The 23,852-nt window shown below is 66.9% G+C and carries 21 protein-coding genes; 4 read left to right on the plus strand and 17 right to left on the minus strand.

Features of this window, described 5'->3' with window-relative positions; genetic code table 11:
* Positions 1-972: glycoside hydrolase family 5 protein (locus tag NZ773_02980; GenBank protein MCS6800891.1), on the plus strand; the 972-nt coding region annotated here is incomplete at its 5' end.
* On the opposite strand, the gene NZ773_02985 is transcribed toward NZ773_02980, so the two are convergent.
* Genes NZ773_02985 through NZ773_03020 form a run of 8 tightly spaced genes read right to left on the minus strand, consistent with a single transcriptional unit; the run spans position 969 to position 9,628 of the window.
* Positions 969-2,291 carry an MATE family efflux transporter gene (locus NZ773_02985; GenBank protein ID MCS6800892.1) on the minus strand — a complete coding sequence of 441 codons (1,323 nt, stop codon included), beginning with the start codon at positions 2,289-2,291 and terminating at the stop codon, positions 969-971. The two genes, NZ773_02980 and NZ773_02985, sit on opposite strands and share 4 nt — an antisense overlap.
* Positions 2,288-3,037 carry a DUF1616 domain-containing protein gene (locus tag NZ773_02990; protein ID MCS6800893.1) on the minus strand — a complete coding sequence of 250 codons (750 nt, stop codon included), beginning with the start codon at positions 3,035-3,037 and terminating at the stop codon, positions 2,288-2,290. The genes NZ773_02985 and NZ773_02990 overlap by 4 nt, the downstream gene beginning before the upstream one ends.
* The gene (locus NZ773_02995) at positions 3,030-5,006 is read right to left on the minus strand and encodes a hypothetical protein (GenBank protein ID MCS6800894.1); all 1,977 of its coding nucleotides are present in this window, start codon (positions 5,004-5,006) and stop codon (positions 3,030-3,032) included. The genes NZ773_02990 and NZ773_02995 overlap by 8 nt, the downstream gene beginning before the upstream one ends.
* Positions 5,007-5,017: 11 nt before the next feature.
* The gene (locus tag NZ773_03000; GenBank protein MCS6800895.1) at positions 5,018-6,283 is read right to left on the minus strand and encodes a glycosyltransferase family 4 protein; all 1,266 of its coding nucleotides are present in this window, start codon (positions 6,281-6,283) and stop codon (positions 5,018-5,020) included.
* Positions 6,283-7,404 (minus strand): glycosyltransferase family 4 protein, encoded by a 1,122-nt coding sequence (locus tag NZ773_03005; GenBank protein MCS6800896.1) that lies wholly within the window; start codon positions 7,402-7,404, stop codon positions 6,283-6,285. Before NZ773_03005 ends, NZ773_03000 begins: the two co-directional genes overlap by 1 nt.
* Entirely contained in the window at positions 7,388-8,326 is a 939-nt protein-coding gene (locus NZ773_03010; protein MCS6800897.1) for a glycosyltransferase, read from the minus strand. The genes NZ773_03005 and NZ773_03010 overlap by 17 nt, the downstream gene beginning before the upstream one ends.
* On the minus strand, positions 8,323-9,162 hold the full coding sequence (locus NZ773_03015) for a glycosyltransferase family 2 protein (GenBank protein ID MCS6800898.1): 840 nt from the start codon (positions 9,160-9,162) through the stop codon (positions 8,323-8,325). Before NZ773_03015 ends, NZ773_03010 begins: the two co-directional genes overlap by 4 nt.
* Before the next feature lies 1 nt (position 9,163).
* On the minus strand, positions 9,164-9,628 hold the full coding sequence (locus NZ773_03020) for a hypothetical protein (GenBank protein ID MCS6800899.1): 465 nt from the start codon (positions 9,626-9,628) through the stop codon (positions 9,164-9,166).
* Between the two features lie 1,293 nt (positions 9,629-10,921).
* Here NZ773_03020 and NZ773_03025 point away from each other — a divergent pair.
* Positions 10,922-11,698 carry a response regulator transcription factor gene (locus tag NZ773_03025; GenBank protein ID MCS6800900.1) on the plus strand — a complete coding sequence of 259 codons (777 nt, stop codon included), beginning with the start codon at positions 10,922-10,924 and terminating at the stop codon, positions 11,696-11,698.
* A 214-nt stretch (positions 11,699-11,912) separates the two neighbouring features.
* Here the strand turns inward: NZ773_03025 and NZ773_03030 are convergent, their stop codons facing one another.
* The 3 genes from NZ773_03030 to NZ773_03040 all read right to left on the minus strand — a co-directional run bounded on the left by NZ773_03030 (position 11,913) and on the right by NZ773_03040 (position 14,301).
* A complete protein-coding gene (locus NZ773_03030) occupies positions 11,913-12,599 on the minus strand; it encodes a response regulator transcription factor (GenBank protein ID MCS6800901.1) in 687 nt (228 codons plus the stop codon).
* Between the two features lie 367 nt (positions 12,600-12,966).
* A complete protein-coding gene (locus NZ773_03035) occupies positions 12,967-13,707 on the minus strand; it encodes a metal-dependent transcriptional regulator (GenBank protein MCS6800902.1) in 741 nt (246 codons plus the stop codon).
* 81 nt (positions 13,708-13,788) lie between these two features.
* Complete coding sequence (locus NZ773_03040) at positions 13,789-14,301, minus strand: hypothetical protein (protein ID MCS6800903.1); 513 nt, start codon at positions 14,299-14,301, stop codon at positions 13,789-13,791.
* Between the two features lie 107 nt (positions 14,302-14,408).
* On the opposite strand from NZ773_03040, the gene NZ773_03045 reads away from it, so the two are divergent.
* Positions 14,409-15,215, plus strand: coding sequence for a DUF169 domain-containing protein (locus tag NZ773_03045; GenBank protein MCS6800904.1), 807 nt, complete (start codon positions 14,409-14,411; stop codon positions 15,213-15,215).
* Here the strand turns inward: NZ773_03045 and NZ773_03050 are convergent.
* The 3 genes from NZ773_03050 to NZ773_03060 are packed head-to-tail and all read right to left on the minus strand — an operon-like array spanning position 15,212 to position 17,249.
* The gene (locus tag NZ773_03050; GenBank protein MCS6800905.1) at positions 15,212-16,069 is read right to left on the minus strand and encodes a heme o synthase; all 858 of its coding nucleotides are present in this window, start codon (positions 16,067-16,069) and stop codon (positions 15,212-15,214) included. The two genes, NZ773_03045 and NZ773_03050, sit on opposite strands and share 4 nt — an antisense overlap.
* Positions 16,066-16,983, minus strand: coding sequence for a COX15/CtaA family protein (locus NZ773_03055; protein ID MCS6800906.1), 918 nt, complete (start codon positions 16,981-16,983; stop codon positions 16,066-16,068). The genes NZ773_03050 and NZ773_03055 overlap by 4 nt, the downstream gene beginning before the upstream one ends.
* Complete coding sequence (locus tag NZ773_03060; GenBank protein MCS6800907.1) at positions 16,980-17,249, minus strand: hypothetical protein; 270 nt, start codon at positions 17,247-17,249, stop codon at positions 16,980-16,982. The genes NZ773_03055 and NZ773_03060 overlap by 4 nt, the downstream gene beginning before the upstream one ends.
* A gap of 56 nt (positions 17,250-17,305) precedes the next feature.
* On the opposite strand from NZ773_03060, the gene NZ773_03065 reads away from it, so the two are divergent.
* Positions 17,306-18,187: an SDR family oxidoreductase gene (locus NZ773_03065; GenBank protein ID MCS6800908.1), complete on the plus strand. Its 882-nt coding sequence runs from the start codon at positions 17,306-17,308 to the stop codon at positions 18,185-18,187.
* A 4-nt stretch (positions 18,188-18,191) separates the two neighbouring features.
* On the opposite strand, the gene NZ773_03070 is transcribed toward NZ773_03065, so the two are convergent.
* From NZ773_03070 to metH, 3 genes are all read right to left on the minus strand, one after another.
* Positions 18,192-19,415 carry a DUF2851 family protein gene (locus tag NZ773_03070; protein MCS6800909.1) on the minus strand — a complete coding sequence of 408 codons (1,224 nt, stop codon included), beginning with the start codon at positions 19,413-19,415 and terminating at the stop codon, positions 18,192-18,194.
* Entirely contained in the window at positions 19,387-20,220 is an 834-nt protein-coding gene (locus tag NZ773_03075; GenBank protein MCS6800910.1) for an enoyl-CoA hydratase/isomerase family protein, read from the minus strand. Before NZ773_03075 ends, NZ773_03070 begins: the two co-directional genes overlap by 29 nt.
* 97 nt (positions 20,221-20,317) lie before the next feature.
* Positions 20,318-23,797, minus strand: a complete 3,480-nt coding sequence (gene metH / locus NZ773_03080) for a methionine synthase (protein ID MCS6800911.1) — start codon at positions 23,795-23,797, stop codon at positions 20,318-20,320.
* Between the last annotated feature and the right edge of the window lie 55 nt (positions 23,798-23,852).

The raw sequence follows: 23,852 nt of genomic DNA on the forward strand, positions 1-23,852 counted from the left end.
GCGTTTGGGCCGCTGTCGGCGGTAGATGTGGCGGAGCTGCGGCGGGTGCTGGATGATGCGGCGAGCCGGCAGCAGCAGGTGATTGTGGAGCTGCACAACTTTGGGGCCTATTATGGGCGGAAGCTGACGGTGGCGGATGGGGCGCAGTTTGCGGATGTGTGGGCGAAGCTGGCGGGGGCGTTGGTGGGGCATCCGGGGCTGTATGGGTATGAGCTGATGAACGAGCCGGGGGACCTGCCGGGGGGAAGCGCGACGTGGAAGGTGCTGGCGCAGGCGGGGGTGGAGGGGGTGCGGCGGGTGGACCGGCAGGCGTGGGTGCTGGTGCCGGGGTATCACTGGCAGAAGGCGAACACGTGGCGGGAGTACAACGAGGAGCTGCTGGTGGAAGACCCGGTGGGGAAGGTGCTGTATGCGGCGCATGTGTATTTTGACGGGGAGGCGCCGGGGTTTCACCGGTATGGGTATGAGGCGGGGGGGGCGTATCCGGAGATAGGGGTGGAGCGGGTGCGGCCGTTTGTGGAGTGGCTGCGGGCGCATGGGGTGCTGGGGATAATCACGGAGTATGGGGTGGTGGACCGGGATGAGCGGTGGCTGACGGTGCTGGACAATTTTCTGCGGGTGGTGGATAGCGAGGAGCGGGTGGTGGGGGCGGTGGCGTGGGCGGCGGGGCCGTTGTGGGGGACGCCGCGGGAGCTGGGGCTGGACCCGCTGAATGGGCGCGACCAGCCCCAAATGCAGGTGATCGCCCGCTATGCCGGCGGCACCGTCCAGCCCGGGGTGCGCCGCTCGGCCATCTCGCCGCGGGAGGAGCCGGCTGCTGCCACGGCGGTCGGGCGAGCGATCGCGGCTGCCTGTCAGGCGATTGGCCAGCCGCATGAGCAGTGCCTAGTCCGGCGAGTGTTGCTGACCGGGTGGAGCTGGCTGAGCGATCGGGTGAAGACCTTCTCGTCCCCTTCGCGTGCGGACGGCTAGGCGGTCGGCTGGGGTGCGCTCCGCGCCTGCGTGACGGCGCGAAGGACAATCGGCGCGGTGAAAATCGCTTCGAGGGTGACCGCACTCAGCCAGCCAAGCGCTACTCCCGGCAGGCCAGCTAGGAGCGCGCCGAGGGCCGCGAGCGCGATCTCGCCGGCCCCGCCGATGACCATCACCCGCGCTGCTTCTCGCACCCGTCCTTCGACCCGGCAAATGGCGACATAGTGGTCTTTGACGATGAGCGGAAAGACCCCAAGAGCGAGAATGCGGAGGCTCGGCAGCGCGCCATCGGCATAGCCCGGACCGAAGAGGGTGAGCAGCGGCTCAGCGGCAACGAGGAGGACGAGGTTCGCTGCTCCTCCGAGCGCGGCGGCGAGGGGGATGGTAAAGCGCGTGCGCTGCCCGATCAGCTGGGGGGTCCGTGCCCCGACGGCAAAAATCCCCATTGTGAGCGCAAACGGCGGCATGCTGACGAAGTTCGCGATCATGATCGCGATGTAGAAGTACGCGGCGGCTTCCGCGGAGATGAGCGCCGTTGCGACTAAGGGAAGCAGGTAATACCACAGCTGCAGCGACAGATTGAGGGTATTGTGGTCGAATGCGCCGCTGCGGGATCGCCAAACCCAGCCGAGCGAGGGCCAGGCGAGGAGCCGCGCGGAGGGGAAGCGGCGGACGAGCACAGCCGCGACATACCCGACCGATACCAGATTGCCTGCCAGCCAGAGGGCGTAGATCGTCATGCCGTTTGCCCCGGGCAGGAGGCTGCCGGCAAGCGGAACGAAGAGCAGTTTGGCAAGGCTGAAAATGGTGTTGCGCCACACCTGCACCGAGCCGAGGAGAAGCCCAAGAAAGGCTTGATCGAGCACCAGCGTCATCGCCGTCACTGCCACGCCCAGGCTGAACAGCAGATTGAGGGGAAGGCTCGTCGCGAGCATCTGCAGGTCTGCGACGAAAACGCCGGCGGCTGCGCCGGCGAGCGACCCGAGCGCGAACGCGACAATGCCGGCAGCAACAGCGGCGCTCGCGATGAGCGCCGGTTCCCGGCCGGGCTGGCGCGGCAGTTCGGCGATCAGCATCGTTCCCAGCCCGACCATGCCGATGTTCGCGAGGAGGGTCATCGCAGAGACGGCCGTTGCGGCAATCCCGACCTCCGCCGGTAGGAACGATCGCGCCGCAACCGTCCAGAAGGCGAAGCCGAGGAGCGAGGTGATGGCGGTCGTGCCGACCATCGAGAAAGCAGTGCGGAGAACCGCGCGATTGGCAGTCGAACTGAAGGCGGCGCGCGTCCGCGCGACGACCGTTCGCGGCGCGCTGCTCATGCCGGCTCCCGGTTCCAGAGCACCGTCTGCCGATATGGCGTGGTCGCGTTGGGCGGCCGGTAGACCTGAGCAGTCACTGCCTGCCAAGCGTCGGGAAGCAGAACGCGGCCGGTCCAGCGTGCGCCGTTTTCGAGGGGTACCGGCGACCACCGTGCTGCTACTCGGCCGTCGATCAGCACGTCAACACGGTAGGTTTCGGCTGCGCCCTCGTGGTTCGCGAGACTAACGACAACCTCGCCCGCAAAAGGAGGGCGGCTCAAGGACAGCTGCGTGAAGGTTGTTTGGGGTGCAGTGAGCGCGCCCGCAACGCCGAGACCGGCTGCCAAGGTTGCCTGGATGAGCGCGATCCCCGCGATCAGCCATATCCGCGAGCTTTTTGGTCGCTGCCGTGCGACGCGAGGACCGGCTGCTGCTTGGGGTCCTGGTGGTGGCGCCTGCACAGTGGTCAGCCATATCAGCATGAGCATGAGCGCTATTAGACCGAGCCACATCAGCCCATCAAGAGGGAACCCTGCTGCCGAGAGGAGAAGCCCGCCGAGGATGAGCGCGACGAAGACGAGGGCGAGCGAGGCAGCGAAGCGCTCCCACCACTCGAACAGGGTCGGCGGGAAGGCAGCGAGACCGAGCAGGGCAGCGAGCGCAGCAAGCGCAGTGAGCGTGGCAAGGGCGGCGACGACGGGGATGCCGCGCCCGATCAGCAGGAGGAGCGCTGCGAGGATGCCGAGCGTACCCCAGAGACTAGCCACCGATCACCGACTGCAGATCGTAGATGGCAATGTTGCCGCTGTCGTAAATCTTGTCGATACCAAACAAGCCGTCGAGCTTTGCCAACGCTGCCCGACTGATCGGCTGGACATAGCCGAAGGCGCCCGGTTCGGTCGGGTCGAAATACATCCCGAGCACGGGAAGGGCGGTGCTCAGCCGGCGGTCCACGAGCAGATAGCGCACACGCCCGCGCCGGAGCAGCTCGATCTCCCGCGGGCCGAACTGCTCCGACTGGAAGACCGGCGCGAGCTCCACGCCGTCGGCAAGGCCGTGCACGATCCGCTGTTCGCCGTAGGCATTCTGGAGCAGCCGATTGATCCGGTCGGCGGCCATTCGGTTGTCCCGGCCGAGCGCCTCGCGCGTCCACTGAGCCGCGGCTCGCCCTTCGGCCTCGATCGAGCGCGTATCTGCCGAAACGAGGTAGGGGCCCGGCAGGCGGGCCCAGTACGGCCAGCCGACCACGAGGCCGCTCGCGAAAATGACCGCCACGACGCCGGTCACTAGCCACGGCCGAGCGCTGCCGGTCCAGCGGAGCCACCGGCTCCAGACCAGCCCAAGCGCGATCACAAACGCAATCCCGACGAAGAGAAAAGCGACTGCCCGGCTGGCAAGCTCCGACCCGACATTCACGAGGCGGAGGACTAACGTTGCGGGGTAGCCGAGCGCAGGTGCGGCGAGGGCGAGGATCAGCGCATCAATCGGCTCTCGGCGCCACAGGACCCACAGCCCGACCGGCAGCGTGAGGAGGACGAGAAGAACCCCGCTGTATCCCAGCGCTTGGTCGAACAGCGGCGCTGTCTCCCCGCTTGCAGCGCGGAACAGCTGGCGCGCCGGCGCTTCGCCGCTTGCGAGCCGGACAACATCCTGAATGCCGCGCGTCACCGGCGCAGCGACATAGTCGACCGTCACGGTGGCGACGAACACGGTCCAGAGGACGATCAAGCAGCCGAGCGTGAGAGTGGGGAAGATCACCAGCCGTTGCGCGCTCAGGCTCGGCAGGAGCCGACCGGCCCATCGGCGAAGCGGGGCGGGGCCTCCCTCTTTTCGGGCTGAGGCGTCGGCAGGAAGGACGATCGCGAGCGTGCTCCAGAAGACCAAGAAAATCAGCAGCACGTAGGAGGTGACGTGATGGGTAACGGTGACTGCGGCGAGCGTCGCCACTAGCACGACCCAATGCCGCCACAGGGGGAGCTGTCGGCGCGTCGCGCGCGCGATGAGGAAAAGCGCGAACACAGCGAGCGGAAGGGCGAGGGTCTCGTAGGCGAACTGCGAGCCGAAGTAGACAAAGTTTGGGTTGCCGGCATAGAGGGCGACGGCAACGCCCGCGACCCGCACTGAGCGCCCGACTGTCTCGAAGAAGAGGAAGAGTGCAAGCGCAAGCAGAACCCGCGCCGCTGCCACGACGAGAAATCCCGCGAGCAGAAGCGGGATCTCGCCGAGCGTTACTAAAGCGCTAACGATGATCTCCAAGCCGGGAAAGAGCGGGCTCGCCGGCAGAAGCGCATTCTCGTGGAACAGTTCCCCCGTCCCGATGATGTCGAGCGCGGTGCGCCAGTGGAGCAGTTCATCGAAGAACGTCAACTCCAACGGGCTATGCAGCGCCTTCACCGCGAACAGCGCAACGTAGAGCAGCCCGACGGTGAGTAGGCGGTCACGGCGGCGAGGATACGATGAGGCTAAGTAGGCGGTCGGAGGAACGATGATGGCGATGATCCCCGCCCAGTAGAGAGGGAGGGCGACCGGCGATCCCCACCGGGCGAGGCTATAGGCGGCGGCGATCAAGCAGAGCGCGCTTCCCGCAATAACAACGAGGGAGGCAACCCCGAGCCCTGCCGGAGCAGCGGGAACAGCGCGCTCTCCTGTCGCCGGCCTGACAAGCGGCGGAATGGCGGTCCAGAGGGCAGGGAAGAGGCGGGGAGACGCATGCCCAGTGCGGGAGTTCGCCGTCACGCCTCGCGGGACTACTCGGACCACTCCTCTTCCCGGCTCGCGGTGGCGCTCGACTGTCCGGTCTCTTGGCAAAGTCGGCGGTAGATTGCCTCGACCCGCGGCACCACTGTCCCCGCTTGAAAGGAACGAACGCGGCGCAATCCCGCGCGTCCGAGCTGCTCGCGCAGCGCTGGGTCGTGAAGCAGGCGGCGCAGCGCGTCGCGCAGCGCGGCAGGGTCGGCAGGAGGAACAAGGAGACCGGTCTCGCCGTCGACGACGATATCAGTCAAGCCGCCCGTTGCCGAAGCGACGACCGCTTGGCCGCAGGCCATCGCTTCAAGGGCGGTGGTGGGACAGGGGTCGGGCCAGATGGAGGGGACGACGGCGAGAAGCGCATTGCGGCGCGCTGCCATCACCGCTCCGTGCGGCCACGACTCCTCAATCACCGCCCCTGGCGGGATCGGCGCGGTCAGTGTCGGCGTCCGGCGGCCGATCAAGACGAGCGGCGGCGGGGATTCAAGCTGAGCATAGGCAGTGAGCAATCCGTTTACCCCTTTGTCGTCGCTCAGGTCGCCAACATACAGCAAATAGGGAGACGATGGTAAGCGGCTGAGATAGTCAGAATGCGGATCATCGACGCGCGCGACGTCGTCTGGGACGAAGTTGGGCACCACCTCGAACGGTAGCCGTTGTTCGGCGAGGCGGCTGCTGGCGGCCACAGCCCTGCTTACGGGCAGGAAGAGATCGACGCAGCGCGCCTCTACTGGCAGCGCGAGCCGGAGCGCGAGTGTCGTCACGGCGCCCTTGAGGGGGCCGTAATGCTCGGCGGCGCAGCCAAGGCATTTCCGCAGCGCGGGGCCGTGGCACGGCTGGCCGCGGTACATCAGCCGCTTCTTGGCGCAGATCAAGCTGTAGTCGTGCAGGCTCAGCACCAGCGGCGGGCCGTCGCGGCGCTTGAGCGGCACGTACGAATGGACCATCCAGTTATGGGCGTGAACGACCTGAGGGCGAAATTCGCCGACGAGCCGGCGCAAGGCGCGCGTCATCTCGGGGTCAGGAGCGGGAGGAGCGTGACGGCGCTCGTCTGAGAAAAGACGCGGAAGCCGATGCACCGTTCCGCGCAGCCGCTCGACCCGAACGGCTCCATCCCGCTCGGAGGCAGCGCCTTCTGTCAGCGCCGTCGTGGCGACGACCACCTCATGGCCGCGCGCCGCAAGCCCCTGCGCCAGCGCGCGGACGTGACGCTCTTCACCACCGATGACCGGAGGGTAGAACTGGGCGAGCATCAGGATACGCATCAGCGCGCTGCCAACGCCTCGAAATAGACCAGCTCAAGCTGCTGAACGCAGCGGTCCCAAGTCGGCAGCTCGTAGGGAGGAGGAGGCTTGCCGACTTGCGCAAGCAGCGTCTCCGCGATCTCCTCCGGCGAGCTGCGCCGGTCGACTGCCCCGGCCAAGCCTTCCTCGGCGATCTCGGCGAGACCCGACGTCCGCATCACCACCACGGGGCGCCGGAGCGCTAAGGCCTCCATCACGGCGACCGGATGCGCTTCATAGTCGCTCAGCAGGGCGACCACGTCGGCTCGAGCATAGACGGCACTCATTGCGGCGCGGTCGGCTGGCGGCACCGCGAAGATACGCACCCGGTCCGCCACGCCCTCCCGCTCGGCGAGCGCGCGCAGCGCCCCTTCGTAGGGTCCGGCGCCGACGACCCAGACCCGCGCATTCGGCTGGCAGCGGAGCATGGCCGGCAGGGCGGCGATTACGCGATGATGCCCCTTGTAGCGCTCAAGCCGGCCGACGGAGGCGATGATGAGCCCATCATCGTCGAAAGGAGGACGGCCTGGCGGCGGCGGCAGGAGACCGCCGTTCGGGATGACGGTGAACTGCGCGGCAGGAAGCCGCAGCAGGCGCTGAAAGAAGGTCGCCTCGAAGCGGGAGACGCCAATCAGCTTGCGCGCACCGGCAAAGAGCGGACGGAGGAGCCACCATTGCAGGGCGCGGATTCGATTGCGCCACGCTTGGGAGTGGCCGCCGGTGTGGAAGGTGACAACATACGGCAGCCCGCCTCGCTGCGCGCCGAGCATCGCGAACGGAGGAACGGCGGTGTGGCAGCCTTGGACATGAACGAGATCCCAGCCGCCAGCGGCGATCCGGCGCGCGATGTCGGGCACCACATAGAAATCGGAGTTGGCGAAAGCGCGGATGGGAAGCCGAACGATCCGCAGCCCTTCGCGCTCCTCCTCAGCCGGACCATTGCCAGGCGGAAGGGAGGTAAGGACGGTCACCTCCCAGCCGCGGCGGGCGAGGCGGGTGCCCACTTCGTGAACGTGGGTCTCGATTCCCCCCATGAGCGGAAGGTAGCGTGCTGCTGCCATCACGACCCGCCGACGGGAGGTCGTGTTAGATGAGGTGCTCAATCCTCCCCTGAAGATATCCGAGCGCCGTGACGACAAGACCGAGGCCGATCGCAGCGGCGCGCTGCACTCCCTCAGCCCGCCCGCTCACAAGCTCGCGCACGATGGCGCGCGGCACGGTGACGAGCGCGTAGCGGCGCTCCTCCGCGAGCGCAGACTGTGCGCCCACGAGCCGGGCGAGGTGCGCTTTCGCCAGTCCTTCGGTATAACAGCGCCGGAGGAAATACTGCATCGTTGTCCGCTCGGGTGGAACAGCGTGGCGAATCAGTGCTGATGGTTCGTAGAGAATCGTCGCGCGAGGAAGACGCTGCGTCAAGCGGATACAGAGCTCGGTGTCGTCGCCACGCTGCATACTGGGGCCAATCTGACCGATAGCGTGGTTGAAGCCGCCGACAGCGAGAATTGCCCAGCGCCGAAACGACATGTTCGCGCCGATGACGTTCCGAACAGGACAGCTTGCGGTTGGCAGCCCGCGGTAGCTGCAGCCGATGGTCCACAGAAATTCCGCCGGCAGCCACGAGGGCGGCTGGCCGAGCCAGCGGGGCGCGACTGCGCCGCCGACGCCGATGATGCGCGCATCGGCAGCGTAGGCAGCTGCCAAGCGCTCAAGCCACGTCGGCTCGGCGACAGCGTCATCGTCGAGAAACGCGACGAGCGGAGCGGTGGTGGCGGCAACTCCGGCGTTGCGGGCGCCAGAGAGGCCGGGAGGACCGGGATTGCGGATCACGCGGGCGCCGTCGACGATCGCTTGAAGACGCGCGAACAGTCGCTCATTGCCGTCGGCAACGACGACGATTTCATCGGGCGGCAGCGTCTGCGCTTGGACGGAGGCGAGAGCGGCGAGGAGCAGATCTCGGCGCTGTTCGGTGTAGGTGCAGATAACGACAGCGAAACCGCTCCCCTCGGCAGGGGTCAGGGCGGTCACGCGGCTGGTCGGGTGACAGGAGCAGCCGGCTTCAGCGGTGAGCTGGCCCTGCTTTCAGCGAGAGTGGTTCCCGGGTCGGCAGCGGCTTCGCACGCCTGCGCGAGCAGAGCGCGTTCCCGCTTCCCGAAGACGCGGTCGACCCGTCGGACATCTACTGTCGGGCAAAACCGCTCGCGAAGGATGGTCTTCAGCACGCGCCAGCCGTCTGGGAACGCGCGCAGCCGCCCTTCGCCATGGATGCGGGGCGCTTCGAAGCTGGGCACTTCGGCGACCTTCAGCCCTGCGCGGAGCGCGCGAATATTCATGAGGGTCTCGATCTCAAAGCCGTCTGCATCGAGGGCGAGCAGCGGCAGGACGCGCCGCCAGAACGCGTTGTAGCCGTAGCAGAGGTCGGTATACTTTCCGCCGAACAGCAGCCGGACGAGCATCGTCAGGCCCCAATTGCCCTGCTGGCGATAGAGCGGCATGTCGGCCGTGCCGCCCCCTTGGAGAAACCGCGACCCTTTGACATAGTCCGCGCCGGCCAGCAGCGCGCCGACGAACACTGGGATTTCACGCGGGTCAGTCGAGCCGTCCGCGTCGATCGCGACGACAATATCGCCAGTTGCGGCTTCGAATCCAGCGCGGAGAGCGTCACCCTTCCCCTTGCCGGGCTGCTCGATCACCCGAATATCTGGCATGATCGCTCGCGCCACCGCGACGGTATCGTCGGTGGAGTGACCGTCAACGAGGATGACTTCGTCGACCTCCTCGGTCGGAATATCGCGGAGGACGTAGGGGAGGTTCTCTGCCTCGTTGAGCGCAGGGATGATGACAGAGACGGTTGGTCGGTTCATGTTATGAACTCTCCTTCTTGCTGCGACGAGCGGCAAGAGAGTATTCCTCACCCTGCCCTCCAGCATCAGCGGCAGTCCAGCCGCACACTGCATCCAAGAACAGGTCGACGCCGGCAGGCTGGCGCTTGCGCACTTCGAGAATGCATAGGTCGTCGCGATTTAAGCTAATAAGTACAACGCGCATGCTCGGCTGCAGGTTCCCCTCGGGGCCGAGCAGGGCGGTGATCAAGTCGGTGGGCATCTGGTCGGCAACGATGACGGTCGGGCGGTGCTCGGTTAGCGCTGTCGGCTGGAATTCTCGAAGATGGCAGGTGTGCACGACCATCGCGCCGTTCGCCGAGCGGAGCAGGTGATAAGCGACGTCGCGAAGGAGCGCGTCCCGATAGACGAGCAGCACCCGCTGCTCGGTCGTTGTTCCGGCAGGAACTTTCATGGTGGCCTGGGCGACTGCTCGGTCCTTCGGCATATTGCCTCGTCACCGCCGACTATAGAGATCTGGGGCGCCGGTTTCATCCTCAGGATCGCCGTTCTTCTGTCATCTCTTACGACGAGAAGACCGTAGAACGAGGTACGACACTTTGCGTATCCTCTCCTCAATCGCTTTGCGGCGCGCTCTGCGGCACGATGCCCCCGCGTGGGGCGTCATAAGCACGCGTCGGTATCGCATCCCCCTCTCGGGAGGTATCTCTCCGGTTGTGCTGGGCCATGCTTTCAGCAAGCGGGCAACGATGGGGGCTCTCGGCGGCGCCGAGGCAAACCAGCGCTCTGCCTTCATCTGGCTTCCCAGCGTCGCGACAGCGCGTCAAAATCGCTGCCCGCTTCTGCCTTTCCACTGGCCAATCATGTCAGGAGAGCGCTGCTTGTCGCGCGAACGACAAATGCAGTAGGCGCTTCTACGAATTGACGCGACGAGAGGGAGCGAAGAAGATCGCGCCGAGGAACTGCGCGGTAACGCGTGGGCACGGCAGACGGGGCCCGCGAGGCGCGTGTTTTTCCCTAGGCCTCGGCGCGGTAGCGACCCTCGCGCGTGGCTTCCTGCGCGCGAAGAGGCTGCGCTCGCCGGCGCGGCGGGAACAGGTAGTCGGCATGATCTGGAGGGTGACAGGCATCTGCTGGCGTCGCCGAAGAACAGTCCATAGCGCTGCCCGACCCCGCGCGCGAGAGAGGCGCCTCCCGCACCGCCGGCAGTCCACGAGCCGGCGGGGGCAGCGAGCGTGGCCGATCCCTAATGGCCGCCTCGGAGCTGGCTGTGCCGTCTCGGCGGAGCGGCTGCGGGCGGCAGTTCGGAGGGAAGGGCGCAAAAAGGCGCCGGCTCGCCGTGCCGCGGTCCGTCGGCGGATCGCGGGGCTGGCCATCGCGGCCTGGCCGCTGGGCGCTCCTCTGCGTGCTCGTCACGAGCCGACGGATCTCCGCGAAGCGGAACGGCAGTCCCCGCGCCGAGGGGAAAGCGGTGCCGAGCCTCCTTCGCGCTGACAGGGCGGCGCGGCGCGCGGGGACTGACAGAGGAGGCGGCGAATCACTCCGCTGCGTGGGGCGCCCCGACGCTCGTGCCCATTCCGGCGTCCGGCCTATGGCGCAGACGATCGTCCGCGAGGAGCGCGCCGCCCTCCTCCAGCCGTCGCTGGAGACGAGAGGCCGGCAGCGGATGGGAGCGTCTCGGTTCGGCCGCACAGTGCGGCGCCGCGTGGCCGCCGTCGCTTGGGGTCTCGGAGGGGGAGGGAAGCGCACGCGGACTCGCAATCCCATGGAGGAATTCGCAATGCCTCGAGATGAGAGCGCTGCTGCTCCGCGCGCGCCGGAGGGCGATCGCGCCCGGGTTCTCATCGTTGATGATCAGCCCCGCACGCGACAGGCGCTCGCTCAGCTCTTGGAAGACCATCCGCGGCTGGCGGTGGTGGGGGGCGCTGCGACTGCAGAAGAAGCGCTCGCGCAGGTCGCTTCCCTCGAACCGGATGTCGTCCTCCTTGAGCTGTATCTCGGGGGAGCCGACGGCGTGGCGATCATCGCCGAGATCCGCCGGCTGCGGCCGACAGCCAAAGTGGTCGTCCTGACAATGTCTGAGGACGACAACGACCTCCTCCGGGCAGTCATGGCGGGTGCCAGCGGCTATGTCATCAAGAGCGCGGACATCTCCTCGCTTGTCACTTCGCTCGAATGGGTCGTTGCCGGCGAAGCAGCGCTGTCGCGGGCGCTGACGGCTCGGCTCGTGAACCGCTTGCGCGATGCGGCGTTCCAGCTGCGCGCCGAGGGAGCGCTTGAACGGAGCGTGCCGCGCGCTCGGCTCGAACGCCTCTCGCCGCGGGAACGGGAGGTGCTGGCGCTGATTACGCGCGGCGCATCCAACCGTCAGATTGCGCGAGCGCTGGGGCTGTCGGAGCATACTGTCCGTACTCACGTCACCAATATCCTTGCCAAGCTCGGGCTTGAGAATCGCGTTCAGGCGGCGGCAGCAGCAATCCGACTCGACTTCCTCAGCAGCGCTGGATCCGCCAGCTCGCCGTCGTCCTCCTCGGAGCCAGCCGCTTCACCCGAGTGACAGCGGAGCGGTGTTGCGGCAATGGCGCGGCGGGTGATCGGGGCGCGTGCGCGTCCTCGCGCCGCAAGAACCGCGGTTGACCCGGCGCGCTTCGACCAGCAGGGCAACGCCGGCGCTGCCGCACGTGCTGCTCCTCGGCGCAGAGAGGAGAGGGACGGCGCGTCGCGCTGACCACGATGAGAGAGCCGGGCGGCACCGCGCTCGTCCCCGCCGTTTAGGTGCCTCGCAGCGTCTCCGGAAGGGTGCAGTCATTTTGGACTGCGAACGCCGCCGCTTGGACCCGGTTCGTGAACCCGAGCTTGCTGAGCAGGTTCGTCACATGCGTGCGGACGGTGTGCTCGGAGATATGGAGGCTGCGGGCGATCTCCTTGTTTGCTGCCCCCTTAGCGAGATAGGCAAGGATGACGCGCTCACGCTCGCTCAGCCGCTCCAACAAGGGGTCGGGCGGGCGCGGCGGCGGGGGCGACCCGGTTTTCACGCTCTGCAGTTGCTGAAGCTTGAGCGTCAGGCGGGTTGTCAATGCCCGCGAGAGCGCGACCTCGCCGGCGGCGACGCCGTGCAGTGACTTCACCAGCGCGGCGAACTCCGTGCTCTTGGGAATGTAGCCGCTGGCGCCCGCGACGAGCACGGCGACGAGCTGATCGTCGTCGATCTCATCGCTGAGAACAACGACCCGGACAGCGGGAAACTCCCGCCGGATTTGGCGGAGCAGGTCGAGACTGTCGCAGTCCGCGAGCCGAAGATCGAGAAGGACGATATCTGGCCGGGCTTGGCGTATCTTGGCGATCGCCTCAGCGCAGTTTGACGCCTCGCCGACGACATCGAACGCCTTCTGCTCGCGGAACAGGCCAGCAAGCCCCGCGCGAACAAGCTGGTGATCGTCGACGAGGACGAGCCTCACGGAACTCCCTCAAGTAGCGTAGCGCATCCTCCCTCGTCTTGCTGAGGGATTGGCGACAAGTATAGGGCTGGCAGGCGCGAAAGGGAGCATCTCCGCCCCAAGTGCAGGCAACGTTGCCTCTGCATCGACGTCTTTCGGCACCAAGCGAGGATCTCTGCAGCCCCATCACGACGCTCGGTGCGCTGCCGAAGGGCGGCGTGTCCCCGCGGAGAGCGAGAGTTGACAGGAGAGATTAATCTTGATTAAGATGCGAGCTAAAGGTGAGCAAAGCGAGGCTGGCAATGGAACTGGCGTTGGCGCCACGCAAGATCCTCGGGTTTGAGCTTCTCGAGCGCTGGATCCGCGCGCTGCTGGCGGCGAAGCCGCTCTACGCCGGAGGCGCATTCTCGTCGCGCCGGACGTAGATCAGCGCCGCCGACCGCTGCTCGAGGCGGATCTCCCTTCCGCTTTCGGTGCGAGCGGTCACCGCGCCAGTTTTCTGGTCGACGGCGATGATATCGAGGGGGGTCCCCGGCTTCACGCCGTTCCGTTCAAGATATTCCAACAGATCGAGGTCCGCCTCGGCTTCCTCTGTGATCCGTGCCAGCCAAACGCGCTCCCCCGGCGACACTTCGCTGAGATAGAGGCCGCTGTAGTCCATCTCCGCGCCGCTGCCCGGGATTGGATTGCCGTGCGGGCAGTGCGTCGGTCGCCCGATCGACTCGAAGAGGCGGTCGAGGAGCTTCTCGTCGAACCCTGCTTCGAAGGCGTGCGCAGCTTCGTGCGCTTCAGTAGAGCTGAGGCGCAGTTCGCCCTGCAGCCAGCGTTCGATCAGCCGATGTTTGCGGGTCGCCGCTTCCCCGATCGCGCGTCCGGCCTCGGTGAGGACAATCTCTTTGCGGTCGCCACGATCGATCAGTTGGACATAGCCCGCCTTTGCGAGCCGCTGTAAGGTCTGAGTGATCGAAGGCGGAGAGACGCGCAAGTGCTCGGCGAGGCGCGCGCCGATCAACGTCTTCCGTTCCGCCGTCAGCGCATAGATGGCCTGCAGGTAGTTCTCCGTTGCCGGCGTCACCTTCACCGTGTTGGGCTTGCCCTTCTCCGCCGATGAACGGTGAGTGTGGGGCATCGTCAGCACTCCTTGCGACGCGCCGGCGGTCTCTCCGACTCGTCGTCTCAGGCGCCGGCGCTTCCCCCAATACTACCAGACTTAGTCGGCCGCTGGGGTCAGTTCGCCAACGTCGACACCGCGCAGCTTCGCAAGGATCGTCGCCCGCTCGTTCCAGACTTGGCGGAGGGTGTCGATGATGACCGGTACTTCAAGGTAGTCGATGGCGATCGCAATCCACGCTACCCAGCCGTTCCAGGTGACAATCGACTGCTCCGCAAACGCTTTCACCACCAACTCATCGGTGATCCAGAAGATGTGGATATATTGAGTATTGAGCAGCAGCAGATAAAGCAGCGGCCGCCAGTGGATCGCCGAACGGAGCTGGTTGAGATAGAGCAGCGAGACCGAGACAAGGGTCGGAATTTCCAGATAATCCGGGATGGCGTAGAACGGGCTGCTTTCCGGGATGAAGAGGATCCGCCAGCCGAACAGGTTGTCGACGATGTATCCCGTCAGCCAGTAGAGGTGGATCAGTTGGAGCAGAAAGATTCCTGTCGAAACGATCAGATTGGCAAGGTAGTGCCGGTTGTACCATTCCCAAAACGCGCGCATTGGATCGCCTCCGTCCGACAAGCGTACCGGACGGGAGCCCCAATTAGTCTAGATCCAACCGATCGTCTTTGGCATGCCTAATGAGGCCGACAGAAGGAGCGCAACCGATGAGCGACACGACGTTCGATTGGCCGGCTCTCGTCGAGGCGTTGACCCGGCTGCTGCGTCTCAAAACCCTGCCTATCGGCATGAAGCTGTTCAGTGACGAGGCCGCGTTGGCCGCGATGCCGGGAGTGCGCCGTCCGAAAGCGCGCCACACGCTCGATCAGATCGTCGGCCAAGCGGCGCGGCTCGGCTGGACAGTCGGCATCACAGCCGACGACCTCGCGCTTCAGCAGTGCGGGGCAGTGGTGGGGCTGCACCCGCAAGATGAGCAGTTTCAGGCGGGCGCGTTCCTGACCGGGGTCTGGTATGCCACTCCCGCCGACTCAGCCGCCCACCAGCGCGCGCTTACCACGGTGCCCTATGGGCGGTATCGGGCGCTCGTCGTTTCGCCTCTTGCGCGTGGGCTGCTCGACCCGCCGGATATCTGTCTCATCTACGCGACGCCCGGCCAGATGATCCTGCTGATCAACGGTCTCCAATATCGGGGCTACCGAAAGTTCGAATGGAGTGCTGTCGGCGAAACGGCCTGCGCCGACTCTTGGGGCCGCGCGCTGGCGACGGGCGAGCCAAGCCTGTCGATCCCGTGCTACGCCGAGCGGCGTTTCGGCGGCGTCGCCGATGACGAGCTCCTGCTTGCGCTGCCGCCGCGGTATCTCCCGCCTTTGATCGACGGGCTCCAGCAGCTTGCCGCAAACGGCGTGCGGTATCCCATCCCCCCGTTTGGGATCCAAGCTGATGTCCGGCCCGGCTTGCCGGCGCACTATCCTGTTCTTGGCCGGGGAGCGCGACCCGGCGAGAAGCCGGCTTAGCGCGTAAGGAGCCGGTCAACCGCCATCGCCGCAAAGAGGAGCGCCAGATAGTTGTTCGAGTAGGTGAAGAGCGCGCGCGCGCGCCGCGTCGTCTTCTCCCGGTAGAGCATGACGGCATACCAGATGAAGACGACCGTCAAGAGCACGGCGGCGGTGAGGTAAAGCCAGCCCATTGTGCCGCCGCCGAACAGCAGCATCGTCACCGGCAGGAGAAGGATCGCGTAGAGCACGATTTGGCGGCGCGTCTCGTCGTCGCCGCGCACGACGGGCAGCATCGGCACGCCCGCGGCAGCATAGTCTCGCTTCGTCATGAGGGCGAGCGCCCAGAAGTGGGGCGGGGTCCAGAAGAAGATGATGGCGAACAGATACCACGCCGGCAGGTCGACCCGTCCGGTTGCGGCCGCCCACCCGACGAGCGGCGGGATAGCGCCTGCCGCTCCGCCGATGACGATGTTATGGATGGTCGCCCGTTTCAGAAGGAGCGTATAGACCACGATGTACAGCAGCGCCCCGCTCAGCCCGAGGAGGGCAGTCAGCCAGTTGACGGCAACGCCAAGCAGGAGGACGGCGAGGGCGATCAAGGCGAGACCAAACCCGAGCGCCCGGTTCGGGGCAACAACGCCGCTGGCAGTCGGCCGGCGTCGCGTCCGCGCCATCAGCGAGTCGATGTCGCGGTCGAAGAAGCAATTGACCGCGTTTGCACCGCCGGCTGCGAACGCCCCGCCGATGATCGTCGCGAGGATGGTCGGCCAGCTCGGAAGCTCGCCGGCGGCGAAGAGCATGGTCATGACGGTCGTGCAGAGCAGGAGCAGAACGACGACCGGCTTCGTCAGCGGAAGATAGCGGCGGATCATGTCGTCGGTTGGAGCCGGGCAGGGGCGGCGCTCGGTGCGGGAGCTCCCGATGTCCGCGGCAGCGCGACGAAAGCGGTCATCAGGACAAATGTCGTCCAGACTGCGGCAGCAAGCGCGAGGTGGAGCCCCGGCCAAGGCCCGTTCAGCCGCTCGATCACCACGAAGGCGCCCACTGCGACCTGAAGAAGGAACAAGACGACGGTGGCCGCCGCGGTCCAGCCCAGCGCCGGCGCGCGGTCGCGATGGCGCCAAACGCGCCAGCAGGTCCAAAAGACGGCGACCCCAACGACGGCCGCAACCAGCCGATGGGAGTAGTTCACCCAGTCGCTCAGCCGGCTGGGAAGAATGCCGCTCTCGCAGAACGGCCAACCGCTGCAGGCAAGCGATGTGCCCGAGCCGAACACGTATGAGCCGCTGACGATCAGCAGAAACATAGCGAGCGCGGTGCCGAGCGTCAGCCGGCGCAGTCCCGCCTCAGTCGAGGGGGGGCGCCACGTCTCGGGCAGGGAGACGACTACTCCGACGAGGATCAGCGCGAGGATCACCATCGCGAAGAGGAGATGCAGGTTGACCGCAAGGCCGGGCAGCTCGGTCAGGACGACGATGGCACCGAGGAGGATCTGAAGGATGAGCAGGAAAGCGGCGGCCGACAGCCACGGCGCGGCGGGACGGCGCCGCGGCCAGTAGGCGCCGACCAGCGCCGCGAGACTGATCAGCGACATTGCGAGGGCGGTGACGCGGTGGGACACTTCGATCCAGGCGTCGACCCGCGCCGGGGGAATGACTTGGCCTTCGCAAAGCGGCCAATCGGGGCATCCCAGCCCGGACCCCGTCACGCGGACGATGCCCCCGACGACGATCAGGAGATACGTTGCGAGAGCAGATGCCACGATCAGCCAGCGGTAGGGTGTCATAGGCGGAACCCTCCTCCGATGCTGGCAGTGCGGTCGGCCAGCGCGATCTCGGCGCCCGCCGCGACGCGAAGCGTCAGGATCACCAGCAGCCCGAGCAGCAGCGGCGGCAGCACCGCCCAGATCAGCTCGAGTGCTGGATGGGACCGACCGGCGATGGCGGAGGGCGCCTGCCGGCCGCGTCGGCGAAGGTACCCAACGAGGAACGCGGTTTCGACCGCAAGAAACAGCGCGGCCGCGATCATGGTCACGACGAGCGGCGGTGTCACGCCACGATTCTAGCGGCTGGGATGGCTGCGTGCCGGGCTATCATACCGGGGGAGGAATGATGCGCGTTGTACTGATCTCCGGGGCAAGCAGCGGGATTGGCCGCGAGACTGCCGACTATCTCGCCAAGCGTGGGTATCGCGTCTTCGCCGGGGCGCGTCGGCCAGAGCGTGCCGCCGTCCTTGCCGAAACCGGCCGCCGGCTCGCGCTGCCGCTCGAAGTCGTGCCGCTCGCGGTCGACGACCCCGACTCGGTTGCCCAGGCGGTCGAACTGGTCGTTTCCCGGGCTGGCCGGCTCGACGCCGTCATCAATAACGCCGGCATCGGCTTTTTCGGGCCTGTCGAGTTGACAACCGATGAGCAGGTCCGACGCGTGCTGGAGACAAACCTGCTTGGAGCGTGGCGGCTCACGCGGGCAGCGCTCCCTCACCTCCGCCGCTCAGCTGGGGTTGTCGTGCAGGTCAGTTCGGTCCAGGGCCGGCTTGTCGCTCCCTTCGGCGGGCTGTATGCCGCAAGCAAGTGGGCGCTGGAAGCGTTCTCGGAGGCGCTCCGCGCCGAGGCGAAGCCGTTCGGCGTCCGCGTTGTCGTCATCGAGCCGGGATTTGTCCTCACCCCGTTCGTGCAGAACCGCGAATCGGCGACGATCCCGCCGGACTCGCCGTACGCCCCGGCGCTTGCTGCGCTCCGCCCCCGCCTCGAGCGCGCCGCCGAGCGGGGCGTCCCCCCCTCTAAAGTCGCGGCGGCGATCTACCGCGCGCTCACCGACCGGCGCGCGCCCTTCCGCATCCCGGTCGGTCCCGATGCGCAGCTCTTCCTGCGGCTGCGGGCGCTCCTGCCAGACGCCGTCGTTTTCGCTGCCATCGACCGGCTGCTTGCCCGCGCGGCCGTCCCCGCGCCGTCGGCGCCGCTTAGCGTCGACGCCGTTGCGCCGGGCGCGTAGAGGCTCACTCGGCCTCCATCGCGCCGGCGAGCCGCTGCCCCAGGGAACAGGCGGCGCAGTTCTTCTCCCGGCACCAGCGCCGATAGAGATAGAGCAGTCCTTGCTGCCGCCGCGCGCCGGTGACAGCGCGGCGGCCTGCCGGGGTGAAGACGAGGTCGCTCATCGCGCGGGTGATGGCGTTCTCGGGGAGCAGCGGCAGCGAGGGAAAGCGCGTGAGCGTTCCGTCAACGACGGCAAGCGGCAGCGCCACATTGACCACGATCGTCCGCGCCCGCTCGGCACCAAGCGCGCCGCCGGCGCCGGCGACGATGGCGGCGGCCGCCCTGCGCGGCGGAAGCGCGGCAAGCCGCCGCAGCCACGACGCCGGTCCCTCACCGTGGCAGGTGACTGCGAGCCGTGCCAGCGCGCGAATGCGGGCTGCCGGCTGGTTTGCCGGGCGGACGGCGGTCGTCGTCCATCGAATCGGGCTTAGGGGCGCGGGTGCGCCAAGCTCCTGCCAGCGCGCACGCTCCTTCCCGTCGCGCGCAAGCCCGGCAGCCCCAAGCAGCAGCGCCGTGACGCGCTCGATCGCCTCCTCGCCGCGTCCGATCATCCCGCTGAGATAGCCCCACGGGAGCGCCTCTGCGAGCGCAAGGAACCCGGGGCCGTTGCCGCCGTAGCCCATCGCCTCGGCGAGCGCTCTCCAGACAGCATCGTCCTCGCCGAGCAGATCGATCTGGCCCGCGAGGCGCAGCGCCCGCTCGGCGAGCCAGGCGTCGCCCGCCGCGTCGACGGCCGCTGCAGCCGCGTCACGATCGCCGCTCGGACAAACAATGCCGGACAGGCCAGCCGCGACCAGCGGGCGGGGGGAGCGCGGGCGGACAATCGCCGACGGAACCTGGGCTCCCGACGCGAGGCGCACGGGCGCTAGGGGACCGAGCGCGACGAGGTGGAGCGCGACGGTGTTGTAGGCGGCATCGCGGTCGTGCCGGTGGCGATACCAATCGGCCGCGCGGAGGTGAAGCTCAATGTCGCCGCGCAGCAGCGTCCCGTCCTCGGCAGCGAGAATGGCGTCGCGGAAGTCGGGGCCCGGCAGTCCCGACCGGCGGCCGGGGTAGACGACCTGGAGGCGCCGCCCGGCAGAGTCGAGGAGCGGCTGCTCGACCTGACTGCTCGCCCAGGCAGCGACCAGTTCCGCCTCCGTCGGCGCTGCGGAACGGTTACGAGGGGCGCTCGTAGGTTGCGGCACGCTTTTCGACGAAGGCGCGCATACCTTCCATCAGGTCGTGGGAGGCGGCGGTGTTCTTGACGCGCTCAAGCGCCTCTTGGCGGCGCTTCTCGAGGTACTCCTCAGTGAAGAGGTTCCCGCTTTCGATCTGGCGGCGGATCGACCCCTCCTTCAGGTGACGCAAGGAGTCTGGACCGCTCGTCAGTACCATCTCGGCCAGTTCAAGCGCGGCCTTCATCAGCTCGGCGCGGGGCACCACGCGGTTGACGTAGCCGAAGTGGAGGCATTCCTGGGCGGTCAGTCGGCCGTTGGCCATCGTGAGGTAGTTTGCAATTGGCCACGGCAGCTCATAGGCGAGGCAGTTCATCCCGAAGACATTCACTTTGGCGTGCAGGTCGGCGATGTAGGTGTCGTCGGCCATCACGCGCAGGTCGCACATCTGGACGATCTCGAGCCCGCCGCCGACGGCGTAGCCGTTGATGGCGGCGATGAGCGGCTTGCGGACAATGTAGTGGTTGCACAGCTTGCCGAACATCGGATGATTCGGGTCGTCGATCGGCCGGAGCTTCTCTGTCTTCCCCTCGCCGTAGAACTCGATAAACTCCTTGATATCCCGCCCGGCGCAGAAGGCGCGATCCCCGGCTCCGGTGACGATAGCGACGCGGATCTCGGGGTTGTTATTGATCTCGTCCCACGCCCAGACGACATCGCGGTGCATCCCGGTATTGAGCGCGTTTCTCGCCTCCGGACGGTTGAGCGTCACGATGGCGATGGGACCGCGCTGCTCGAAAATCGCGCACTCCATGGTGACGATCCGGTCGGTCATGGCTCCTCCGCTCGCGCGGTGATTTCGGAGCTATTGTATCCAGCGTCCTGCGCTGAAGGCGCGGCAGGAAGGCGGGGTGGCCGGCGTCCCCGTTGGGCTAGCGCCCGTCTCGGATCGCGAAGTAGATGGCGTCGGGATGATGGATGACCAGCGCGGCGGTCGACTGTTCCGGGTCGAGTTGATGGGCGGGAGTGAGGGAGACGCCGATCTCGCTGCCGGGGAGGATCCGGAACAAGATCTCCTGCTCAGCCAGGTCTGGGCAGGCGGGGTAGCCCCAGCTGTAGCGGCGGCCAGTTTCCGGACCGAGGCCGAGCTCCGCCTTGATCCGGCGGTGCGTCCACTCGGCGAGGCCTTCGGCAACTTGGACGCTCAGCCCATGGATATAGAGCATGTCGCTGTAGTTGCCCGCCTGCTGGAGGTGATTGATGTAGTCAGACGCCCGCCGGCCGGCGGTGACAATCTGAAGAGGCAGGACGTCGTAGCGGCCGCTCTCGCGCTCGGCGAGATAGTCGGCGAGGCAGAGATGGCGCTCGTCCGGCTGGCGGGGAAAGGTGAAGCGGCCGAGTTCGCGAGACCAGTCTGCGGGGTCGTAGACGATCACCTGCTGGCCGTCGGCTTGACAGGGGTAGTAGCCGTAGATGACCGCCGGCGCGAGCCAGCCCTCCGTTTCGGCGCGCTGTTGGAGGGTCGCCAGCAGCGGCTGGAACTCCTCGGCGATCAGCCGGTCCCACGCTGCGCCCTTGGCTTTCGCGCCGCCCCAGTGCAGCCGAAAGAGGGTGTTCAGGTCGAGGAGCGGCCACACCTCTGCCAGCGGCACGCTGCGCACGACGCGGTAGCCCCAGAATGGCGGTGTCGGCGGCTGGTCGAGCGGGCGCACCGACGAGCGAGGCAGATCAGGACGGAGAACGGCAGGTCCCGCGAGCCCAACTGTGCCGGCACGTCCATCGGCGAGCGCAGCCTCGCGATGGATCTGTTCGAGGAGCGCCGGCCGCCTCTCCGGGTCCATCAGCTGATCCATCACTTCGAGGCCTTCGAAGGCATCCTTGCAGTAGAAGACGCCCGCTTCGTACTTCGTCCCGTCCTCGAGCGTCAGGATCCGGCGTCCGAACGCGCGGTTGATCGACGCGCCGCCGATCAACACCGGAATTTTCAGCCCGCGGCGGTGGAGTTCGTTGACGGTGAGCGGCATCTGCTTCGAGGTGGAGACGAGGAGCGCGGAGAGCCCGATAGCGTCGGCCCCGACCTCGACGGCGCGGTCGATGATCGTGTTGACCGGCACCTGCTTGCCGAGGTTGTAGACGGTGTAGCCGTTGTTGGTCAGGATCGTATCGACGAGGTTCTTGCCGATATCGTGGACATCCCCGTAGACAGTCGCCAGAACGACCTTGCCCTTGCTCACGCCCTCTTTCTTTTCAAGGTACTGTTCGAGATGAGCGACCGCCCGCTTCATCACTTCAGCCGACTGTAGGACAAACGGCAGGATCAGTTCGCCCGCGCCGAATTTATCGCCGACGTCTTTCATTGCGGGGAGGAGAATGTCGTTCAGCACGGCGACGGGCGAGCGCCGGGTGAGGGCCTCGTCGATCAGCGCCTCAATGCCTTCCTTCTTGCGGTGCAGGATCTGCCAGTGGATCCGCTCCTCGGCGCTCATCCCGGCGGTGGGATCGCTCGTCGAGGCGGCAGCAGCGGGGACGGCGTGCTCGAAATGAGCGATAAACCGGGCGAGGGCGTCGGGCCGGCGGTCGAAGATGAGATCATCCGCTAGGTCGCGCTCCTCGGGCGGGATCTCAGCGTAGGGCGTCACCTCGGCGGGGTGAACCATCGCGAGATCGAGCCCATGCTGCACCGCGTGGTAGAGAAAGACGCTGTTCAGCACTGCCCGCGCTGCAGCCTTCAAGCCGAAGGAGACATTGGAAATGCCGAGACTGGTGTACGCCCCGGGCAGGGAGGTCTTGATAGCGCGGATCCCCTCGAGGGTCGCGATCGCGGAGCGGCGGAATTCCTCTTCGCCGGTGGCGAGCGTGAAGGTGAGCGGGTCGAAGATCAGCCACTCCGGCGGGATCTCATACTCCTCGGTCGCGATCTGATAGATGCGCCGGGCGATGGCGAGCTTGCGCTCTGCCGTCTTCGCCATTCCCTCTTCATCGATGGTGAGCGCAACGACAGCCGCGCCATACTCCCGAACGAGGGGCAGAACGGCATCGAGCCGGGCGCGCCCATTTTCGAGGTTGATCGAGTTGACGATCGCGCGCCCGGGGTAGTGCTTGAGCGCCGCTTCGACGACATTCGCTTCGGTCGTGTCGATCATGAGCGGCGCATCGACCCCCATCTGCAGCTTGCGGACGGCAGCAACCATCTGCTGCTCCTCGTCGGAGCGCTCAGTGACGGCGACGCAGAGATCGAGCGCATGGGCGCCGCCTTCGACCTGCTCGCGGGCGATCGTCAGGAGGCCGTCGTAATCCTCGGCGAGAACGAGGCGCTTGACGCGGCGCGACCCCTGGGTGTTGACGCGCTCGCCGATGAGAAGGGGGCGCGGCTCCTGGTCGAGGGGGACGGACTTGATCGCCGAGGCGATGGCCGGCACGGGGCGCGCTCGGCGCGGCTTCGGCCGGATCCCCGCCGCCAGCTCGGCGAGCAGCCGAATATGCTCTGGCGTCGTGCCGCAGCAGCCGCCGATCGCGTTAACGCCGAACTCGCGGGCGAATTCGATCAGGGTCTCTGCGAGCGGGGCCGGCTCCATCGGGTAGCAGGCGCGGCCGTTGACGTTAATCGGCAGCCCCGCATTCGGGATCACCGAGATCGGCCGGCTCGAGAACTCGGCGAGATAGCGCACTGGCTCGCGCATGTAATCCGGCCCGGTCGAGCAGTTCAGCCCGATCACATCGACCGGCAGCGCTTCAAGCGTGGTGAGCGCGGCGCCGATATCGGTGCCGAGCAGCATCCGCCCATTGGTGTCGAGGGTCACCTGCACCTGCAGCGGAACCCAGCGGCCGGAGTCCCGGAAGTAGCGTCCGATCCCGACCACCGCCGCCTTCGCTTCGAGGAGGTCCTGCACGGTCTCGACGAGCAGCAAGTCGCAGCCGCCTTCGATGAGGGCACGGGCCTGCTCGTAAAAGATGTCCGCCAGTTCGTCGAACGTGATGGCCGAGAGGCTCGGGTCGTCGGACGAGGGCAGCATCCCGGTCGGCCCAAGAGAGCCGGCGACGAAGCGGGGCCGCTCCGGCGTTGCGAATTCATCGGCGACGCGCCGCGCCAGCTGCGCCGCCCGGAAATTCACCTCGTACACCCGGTCGCCAAGCCCGTATTCGGCCAGCTTCAGCCGGTTGCCGCCGAAGGTGTTCGTTTCGATGACGTCCGCTCCCGCTGCGAGAAAGGAGCGGTGGATCGTCTCGATCACGTCAGGGCGGGTGATGACGAGGTAGTCATTCGCCCCCTCGAGCCCGCCGAAATCGGCCGCCGATAACTCGAGCGCCTGGATCGAGGTGCCCATCGCTCCGTCGAAGACAACGACCCGTTCCTTGAGCGCGTCGAGATAGGGACTTGATCGCGTAGCCGGTCGAGAGCGTTGGGCGAGCATTCCACCTTCGCGCACGAAGCGGTCTTTTTGCAATGATACCGGCCTGTTTCGGGGG

The sequence above is a fragment of the Dehalococcoidia bacterium genome (assembly GCA_025054935.1).
In the GTDB taxonomy this organism is placed as follows: domain Bacteria; phylum Chloroflexota; class Dehalococcoidia; order SpSt-223; family SpSt-223; genus JANWZD01.

Excerpts from the sequence above, each read along its gene's own strand:
- NZ773_02985 (MCS6800892.1), bottom strand. The coding sequence starts at position 2,291 with ATGAGCAGCGCGCCGCGAACGGTCGTCGCGCGGACGCGCGCCGCCTTC.
- NZ773_03000 (MCS6800895.1), bottom strand. The coding sequence starts at position 6,283 with ATGCGTATCCTGATGCTCGCCCAGTTCTACCCTCCGGTCATCGGTGGT.
- NZ773_03015 (MCS6800898.1), bottom strand. The coding sequence starts at position 9,162 with ATGAACCGACCAACCGTCTCTGTCATCATCCCTGCGCTCAACGAGGCA.
- NZ773_03020 (MCS6800899.1), bottom strand. The coding sequence starts at position 9,628 with ATGCCGAAGGACCGAGCAGTCGCCCAGGCCACCATGAAAGTTCCTGCC.
- NZ773_03025 (MCS6800900.1), top strand. The coding sequence starts at position 10,922 with ATGCCTCGAGATGAGAGCGCTGCTGCTCCGCGCGCGCCGGAGGGCGAT.
- NZ773_03035 (MCS6800902.1), bottom strand. The coding sequence starts at position 13,707 with ATGCCCCACACTCACCGTTCATCGGCGGAGAAGGGCAAGCCCAACACG.
- NZ773_03040 (MCS6800903.1), bottom strand. The coding sequence starts at position 14,301 with ATGCGCGCGTTTTGGGAATGGTACAACCGGCACTACCTTGCCAATCTG.
- NZ773_03045 (MCS6800904.1), top strand. The coding sequence starts at position 14,409 with ATGAGCGACACGACGTTCGATTGGCCGGCTCTCGTCGAGGCGTTGACC.
- NZ773_03050 (MCS6800905.1), bottom strand. The coding sequence starts at position 16,069 with ATGATCCGCCGCTATCTTCCGCTGACGAAGCCGGTCGTCGTTCTGCTC.
- NZ773_03055 (MCS6800906.1), bottom strand. The coding sequence starts at position 16,983 with ATGACACCCTACCGCTGGCTGATCGTGGCATCTGCTCTCGCAACGTAT.
- NZ773_03065 (MCS6800908.1), top strand. The coding sequence starts at position 17,306 with ATGATGCGCGTTGTACTGATCTCCGGGGCAAGCAGCGGGATTGGCCGC.
- NZ773_03075 (MCS6800910.1), bottom strand. The coding sequence starts at position 20,220 with ATGACCGACCGGATCGTCACCATGGAGTGCGCGATTTTCGAGCAGCGC.
- metH (MCS6800911.1), bottom strand. The coding sequence starts at position 23,797 with ATGCTCGCCCAACGCTCTCGACCGGCTACGCGATCAAGTCCCTATCTC.